The 6225-nt window shown below is 70.2% G+C and carries 5 protein-coding genes and 1 pseudogene; 4 read left to right on the top strand and 2 right to left on the bottom strand.

What is annotated here, in order from left to right; genetic code table 11:
* A pseudogene (locus AC07N1_RS23795) lies at nucleotides 1-195 on the top strand (IS110 family transposase); the annotation flags it as partial.
* A gap of 69 nt (nucleotides 196-264) precedes the next feature.
* Here the strand turns inward: AC07N1_RS23795 and AC07N1_RS23790 are convergent.
* Complete coding sequence (locus AC07N1_RS23790) at nucleotides 265-642, bottom strand: YciI family protein (protein WP_494674039.1); 378 nt, start codon at nucleotides 640-642, stop codon at nucleotides 265-267.
* A 204-nt stretch (nucleotides 643-846) separates the two neighbouring features.
* Here AC07N1_RS23790 and AC07N1_RS23785 point away from each other — a divergent pair, with 204 nt between their 5' ends.
* On the top strand, nucleotides 847-1959 hold the full coding sequence (locus tag AC07N1_RS23785) for a hypothetical protein (protein ID WP_494674038.1): 1113 nt from the start codon (nucleotides 847-849) through the stop codon (nucleotides 1957-1959).
* 16 nt (nucleotides 1960-1975) lie between these two features.
* On the opposite strand, the gene AC07N1_RS23780 is transcribed toward AC07N1_RS23785, so the two are convergent.
* The gene (locus AC07N1_RS23780) at nucleotides 1976-3073 is read right to left on the bottom strand and encodes a LacI family DNA-binding transcriptional regulator (protein ID WP_494674037.1); all 1098 of its coding nucleotides are present in this window, start codon (nucleotides 3071-3073) and stop codon (nucleotides 1976-1978) included.
* 234 nt (nucleotides 3074-3307) lie between these two features.
* Here AC07N1_RS23780 and AC07N1_RS23775 point away from each other — a divergent pair, with 234 nt between their 5' ends.
* Together AC07N1_RS23775 and AC07N1_RS23770 are read left to right on the top strand one after the other, a co-directional pair.
* Entirely contained in the window at nucleotides 3308-4291 is a 984-nt protein-coding gene (locus AC07N1_RS23775) for a LacI family DNA-binding transcriptional regulator (protein ID WP_494674041.1), read from the top strand.
* A gap of 170 nt (nucleotides 4292-4461) precedes the next feature.
* On the top strand, nucleotides 4462-6198 hold the full coding sequence (locus AC07N1_RS23770) for a glycoside hydrolase family 43 protein (protein WP_494674036.1): 1737 nt from the start codon (nucleotides 4462-4464) through the stop codon (nucleotides 6196-6198).
* The last annotated feature ends 27 nt before the right edge of the window (nucleotides 6199-6225 follow it).

The following is a 6225-nucleotide window of genomic DNA, read 5'->3' as shown; positions in this document are numbered from 1 at the left end:
CCCTGCGTGCGCGCCGCCCTCTACATGGCCGCCGTCAGCGCCGCCCGCTCAGACAACGGCTTCAAGCGCGAGTACCAAGCCCTCCGCGCCGCCGGCAAACCCGCCAAAGTCGCTCTCGTCGCCATCGCCAGGAAGATCGTCGTCGCCGCAAACGGCATGCTCAAATCCGGACAGCCCTGGCAGAAGCCCGCTTGACCCAACACAGTCGCCGGATAAGCCCTGCGGGCTTTCCGGGATGACGAGCGGAAATATCTCCGCGCGTCCTCAGCCCTCCCCCATCAGATCCGCCAGTTCGTAGACCGGCCGGATCTCGATCTCGCTGGGGCCGGGCATCGGGTTGGGGCAGCGCTTCACCCAGGCGACCGCCTCGTCCAGGTCCTTGACCTCCCACAGCCAGAAGCCGGCGACCAGTTCGCGGGGCTGGGCGAAGGGGCCGTCGATCACGGTGCGGCCTTCGCCGTCGAACGCCACTCGCTTGCCCGCCGACGAGGGCTTGAGGCCGTCGGCCGTCACCAGGATCCCGGCCGCCGCCAGCTCGTCGTTGAAGCGGCCCATGGCCTCCATCATCGCCATCGTCTCGGGCGAGCGGACGAAGCCCCGCTCGCTGTCCTCGGTGGCCTTGACCAGCACCATCACACGCATCGCCTGCCTCCTCGCCCGGGCCGACCCTTTCGGCCTCGCATCGGAACGACGAACGGCCCGGTCCGAAGCCGACATCGCCGAACGCGTATTTTCGTCCGTCGGGTGGAAGACTTTCCGTTGCACGCAAGGTTGATGCCGCAAGCGCGAAATCAACTATTAAGTTTGTTGCCGGAAAGGTGCTGCCGTTCTCTCAGGGAAAGCACCATGGCGACGTTGTCCGGTCTCGTGAAATCGGCTCTGGTTCTCTGCGGCTCGGCCGTGCTGCTGGCGGGCTGCGCCAGTTCCGAAGACATGCGCGCGCTGCGCCAGCCGGAAATGCCGCCGACGACGGTGGCCAAGGCCTCGCGGGCGCGTCCCTTCTATCGCAACATCGCCATCCAGGAGATCCAGGGCGCGCCGGAGTTCCGCTGGTTCGACGGCGGCGACATCCTGACCACCCGCCCGACCCGCAAGCAGGTGTTCGACCAGCTGTCGCTGCACCTGGACCGCGCCGACATGCTGGCTCCGCGGCTGGACGCCGAATACATGCTCTATGTGCAGTTCGACGAGCTGCGCGGCCCCAACGTCTGGCTGGGGACCGACAAGCTGGCCTCGGCCCACATCACCTTCCGCCTCGTGCGCTGGCGCACCAACGAGCTGGTGCTCGAAAAGACCGTCGAGACCAGCTATCGCGCCCAGTGGGTGGGGATCACGCCCGACATGGTTCGCGCCGGGATCGCCGGTCCGATCGGCGTCGCCCGGGATTCGGCCATCCAGCCGGTCGGCGGCGCGCTGCTGGGCGTGGTGCTGGGCTATTACATCAACGAGAACCTGGCGGTGTCGATCGCCGCCTCGCCGGCCGCCGGCTACACCGGAGCGCTCGATGCGGCCATGTCCGGCGGACCCGAACGCGCCGACGCGGGCTTCGCGACGGGCTTCTCCACGGCCGTCGCCGTCGGCTCGGCGCGCGGCCACTTCAGCAACCTGGAAGCCATGCTGGCCGGCGGGACGATACAGGGCCTGGCCGGGGCGGCCGGTCCGGCTCCCGCCTCCCGCCAGACCGCCGCCGGCGAAGTGGTCACCGGCCAGTTCGACGGCACGGCCCGCCGCTTCGCCGCCACCCGCGGCCTCGTGAACCTGGCCTTCGACCAGTTCATGGGCGAGCTCGGCCGCGACGGCTCGGTGGTCTTCAAGCGGGCGGTGTCGTGCAACGCCCTGAACGGCGGCGCCTCCAGAGGCCCCTATCTGGTCGAGACGCCCGACGCCTACGCCGTCGACTGCCCCGGCTCGCGCTACAACAACAGCCCGACCACCAGCGCCTACCCGTCCCGCTTCTGACCCGGCGCGCCGCCGCTCAAGGCGGCGCGGCGTCGGACGAGGCGCGGTCCATCAGTGTGAAGGGCAGCAGGTGGTGCACCGGCGCGGGGTCGCCGCCCAGCTTGCGGGCGCGGATCTCCTCGACGATCAGGCTGACCGCCGCCCGGCCCATCTCGGCGATCGGCTGGTGGATGGTGGTCAGCTCGGGCCAGACGGTGGTGGCCACGGCGGTGTCGTCGAAGCCGCAGACGGTCAGGTCGCGCGGCACGGCGATCTGCCGACCGTGCGCAACCGCAAGCGCGGCGGCGGCCATGTCGTCGTTGCTGGCGAAGATGGCGCTGGGCCGCAGCCGCGCCTCGAACAGCTTTTCGGCCGCCGCCAGGCCCGAGCGATAGGTGAAGAGCCCCTGGGCCACCCATTCGGGCCGCACGGCCAGGCCCGCCTCGGCCATCCCCGCCAGAAAGCCCTCGTAGCGCAGCTGCGTCGGGGTGTGCTGCGGGTCGCCCTTGATGAAGGCGATGTCGCGGTGGCCCAGGGCGATCAGGTGGCGGGTCATGGCCAGCGCGCCCTCGAAGTCGTCGATGCGCACGCTGGAGACGTCGACCATCGGCCGCGCGGTCGCCAGGGCCAGCACCGTCACCCCCTCGGCCCGCAGCATGCTGATGGTCTGGCGCGAGTCGCACAGCGGCGGCGGCAGGATCACCCCGTCCACCCCCGCCGCCAGCAGCCGCTTCACCGCCTGCTTCTGCCCGGCCAGACCCTCGCAGCGCTCCAGGATCAGGTGGCTGGCCAGCTTCGAGCTCTGCTCCAGCCCGCCCATCATGATGTCGCTGAGATAGGAGGCGCTGGGGTTGCTGTAGAGGATGCCGACCCGAGCGGCCGAGGCGCGCGAGCGCGTGGCCCGGGCGGCGACGTTGACCTGGTAGTTCAGGGCACGCACCGAGGCCTCGACCCGCTCGCGCATCGCCGGGCTGACATTGGCCGTGCCGCGGATCACCCGCGAGACGGTCATCGAGCCGACCCCGGCGTGGCGGGCGACGTCGTGGATGGTGGAGGTCCGGGGCGCAGCCGGGCGCGCGGTCACGGTCGTCGCTTCCGCGCCGGACGCCGGCCTGGCCTTGCGGGGACTCTTCACCAACGCACCATCCTCGGAACGCATCGCGATTGTTCACGATAACAATCCATCCTAGCGGCGCTCGCCGCCCACGCCAGCGCAAAAACGCGCGTTCGCCTGCAGGGCGCTTCTCCTTCTCTCGCTTGGACTTATCGGTGCGGTGTTCGCTAGACTGCGCCGCGACCCGTAGAGAGTCGCAGTTTGGGCGAGGACTCCTTGAGCACGCAGAGGCGACAGGCGCCGACCATCCACGACGTGGCGCAGGCCGCGGGCGTCTCCTCCATGACCGCCTCTCGCGTCGTCAACGGCTACCCGCACGTGCGCCAGGTCGTTCGCGACAAGGTCGAGGAAGCCATCAAGACCCTGGGCTACCGGCCCAACTCCCTGGCCCGCGCCACCCGCACCGGCGTCTCGCTGATCGGCATGCTGTATTCGAACGCCAGCTCGTCGAACCTGTCGAACTACCTGATGGGCGCTTTTAGACAAGCTAGCCAGAGCGGCTGCCAGCTGCTGATCGAGCCCAGCCAGGCCCACCCGACCCCGGCCCAGGCGGTGCAGAAGCTGGTCGACGCCGGCGTCGGCTCGGTGATCCTGCCGCCGCCGCTGTGCGACGACGTCGCGATCCTGGAATCGCTGGAGAAGGCCGGCGTCGGCGCGGTCAGCTTCGCCACCGCCTTTCCGCGCGAGGGCGCACCGGCCGTGTTCATCGACGATTTCGCCGGCGCGCGAATGATGACCCGCCACCTGATCGACCTTGGCCATGTCGACATCGCCTTCGTGCGCGGCGATCCGGCCCACTCCACGGCCCAGCGCCGCGAGCAGGGCTTCCGCGAGACGATGGCGGACGCCGGCCTCGCCGTGAACGAGGCCTATGTCGCCGACGGCGGCTTCAGCTATCGCGGCGGGCTGGAGGCGGCCCGACAGCTGCTGAACCTGCGTCGCCGGCCCTCGGCGATCTTCGCCGCCAACGACGACATGGCCGCCGCCATCAGCGCCGTCGCCCACGGCCTTGGCCTGTCGATCCCCAGCGACCTCAGCATCGCCGGCTTCGACGACACCTCGGTGGCCACCACCGTCTGGCCCGAGCTGACCACCATCCGCCAGCCGATCGCCGACATGGCCGCCTCGGCCGTGCAACTGGCCATGGACCTGGGCCGCCCCGGCGCCGACCCCGGCGTCCACGTGCAGGGCGAGCTGCAACTGATCGAACGCGCCTCGACCGCCGCCCCGCCGAGCTAGAACGGTGCTGCGGTGCGTGGTCCTCGTCCTTCGACAAGCTCAGGATGAGGACCATGGCAGGCTCGGGCGGTAGAAAAACCTCATCCTGAGCCTGTCGAAGGACGAGGTTTTCGCCCGAGTCTTTCCCTGCTAATGATAACGATATCAAAACAAGAATATCGGGAGGCGTGATGACGGGCTTGGGTCGAGCATTCGGTGGGTGGATCCTGCTCGCGGCGGCGCTGGCCGCGCTTCCCGCCTCGGCGGGCGAACCCGTCAAGACCGAGCGCGCGTGGCTGCCCGACCAGGGCGACGGGACCTACAGGAACCCCGTCCTGGCCGGCGACTATTCCGACCCCGACGCCGTCCGCGTTGGCGACGCCTACTACCTGGTCTCGTCGTCGTTCACCAACGTTCCGGGCCTGCCGATCCTGAAGTCGACCGACCTGGTCAACTGGGCGATCATCGGCCATGCCCTGCCCCAGATCACGCCTACGGCCCACCACGCCACGCCGCGTCGCGGCGGCGGCGTCTGGGCCCCGGCCATCCGCCATCGGAACGGCGAGTTCCTGATCTACTATCCGGACCCCGACTTCGGCGTCTTCCTGGTCAAGGCCAAGGACCCGGCCGGGCCGTGGTCCAAGCCCGTGCTGGTCGACGACCGTCGCGGCGTCATCGATCCGGCCCCCTTCTGGGACGACGACGGCCAGGGCTGGCTGGTCACCGCCTTCGCCCGCAGCCGCGCCGGCTTCGCCAACGTCATCACCGCCCGCCGCCTCAACAAGGCCGGCGACCGCGCGGTCGGCGAGGCGATCACCCTGGTCGAGGGCGACAAGCAGCCCAAGGTCATGACCTCGCGCGGCCCGTTCCCGTGGATGACCACCGAAGGCCCCAAGCTCTACAAGCGAGACGGCTGGTACTATCTCTTCGCGCCCAGCGGCAGCGTGAAGGGCGGCTGGCAGGGCGTGTTCCGCTCGCGCAGGCTGGCAGGCCCCTACGAGGGCCGCGACGTGCTCGACCAGGGCCCGACGGAGATCAACGGCCCCCACCAGGGCGCCTGGGTGACCACCCCGACCGGCGAGGACTGGTTCCTGCACTTCCAGGACGCCGACTCCTACGGCCGCCGGGTGTGGCTGCAACCGATGGCCTGGAAGGACGGCTGGCCGGTCATCGGCGAGGATCCCGACGGCGACGGCGTCGGCCAGCCCGTGCTGACCCACCGCAAGCCCGCGACCAGGATCCCCTCCCCGCGCCTCGCCCCGCAGGACAGCGACGATTTCGACGGCCCCCTGTCGCTGGGCTGGCAATGGAACGCCAATCCGAACGACGACTGGGCCGACCTGAAGGCCGCGCCCGGCCGCCTGCGGCTGAAGGCGATCTCCTCGCCCGAGAACCTCTGGGAGACCGGCGCCCTGCTGACCCAGAAGCTGCCGGCCGAGCGCTTCACCGTGACCACCAAGCTCGACTTCGCGCCGAAGGCTATCGGCGAACGGGCGGGCCTCGTCATGTTCGGGTCCGACTACGCTTGGATCGGCCTGCAGAACACCGCCGCCGGCCCCGCCCTGGTGCGCGTCGATCGCCTGGGCGCCGACAAGTTCCAGCCCGAGAAGGTCGAGGTGATCCAGGCCAAGGCCCCGGCCGCCGTCTGGCTGCGAATGACCGCCGAGCCCGTGGTCGTCGCCGATCCGCCGCCGGAGTTCTCGCCCTACTGGCCCTCGATGCTGCGCTCGCTGCACGCCAGGGTGACCCTCAGCTACAGCCTCGACGGCCAGGCCTTCACCCCCGTCGGCGCGCCCTTCGTCAGCCGCCCGGGCCGCTGGGTGGGCGGCCAGGTCGGCCTCTTCGCCCAGGCCCCCGCCGGCACGCCGTCCAACACCGCGACGCGGATCGGCTGGACCGACTTCGATGGGTTCTGGGTGACGCGGTAGCTCTCCCCCTCGTCATCCCGGAAAGCC

The sequence above is a fragment of the Caulobacter sp. GW821-FHT09B11 genome, from assembly GCF_059418205.1.
This window is presented reverse-complemented; position numbering and strand designations above follow the sequence as displayed.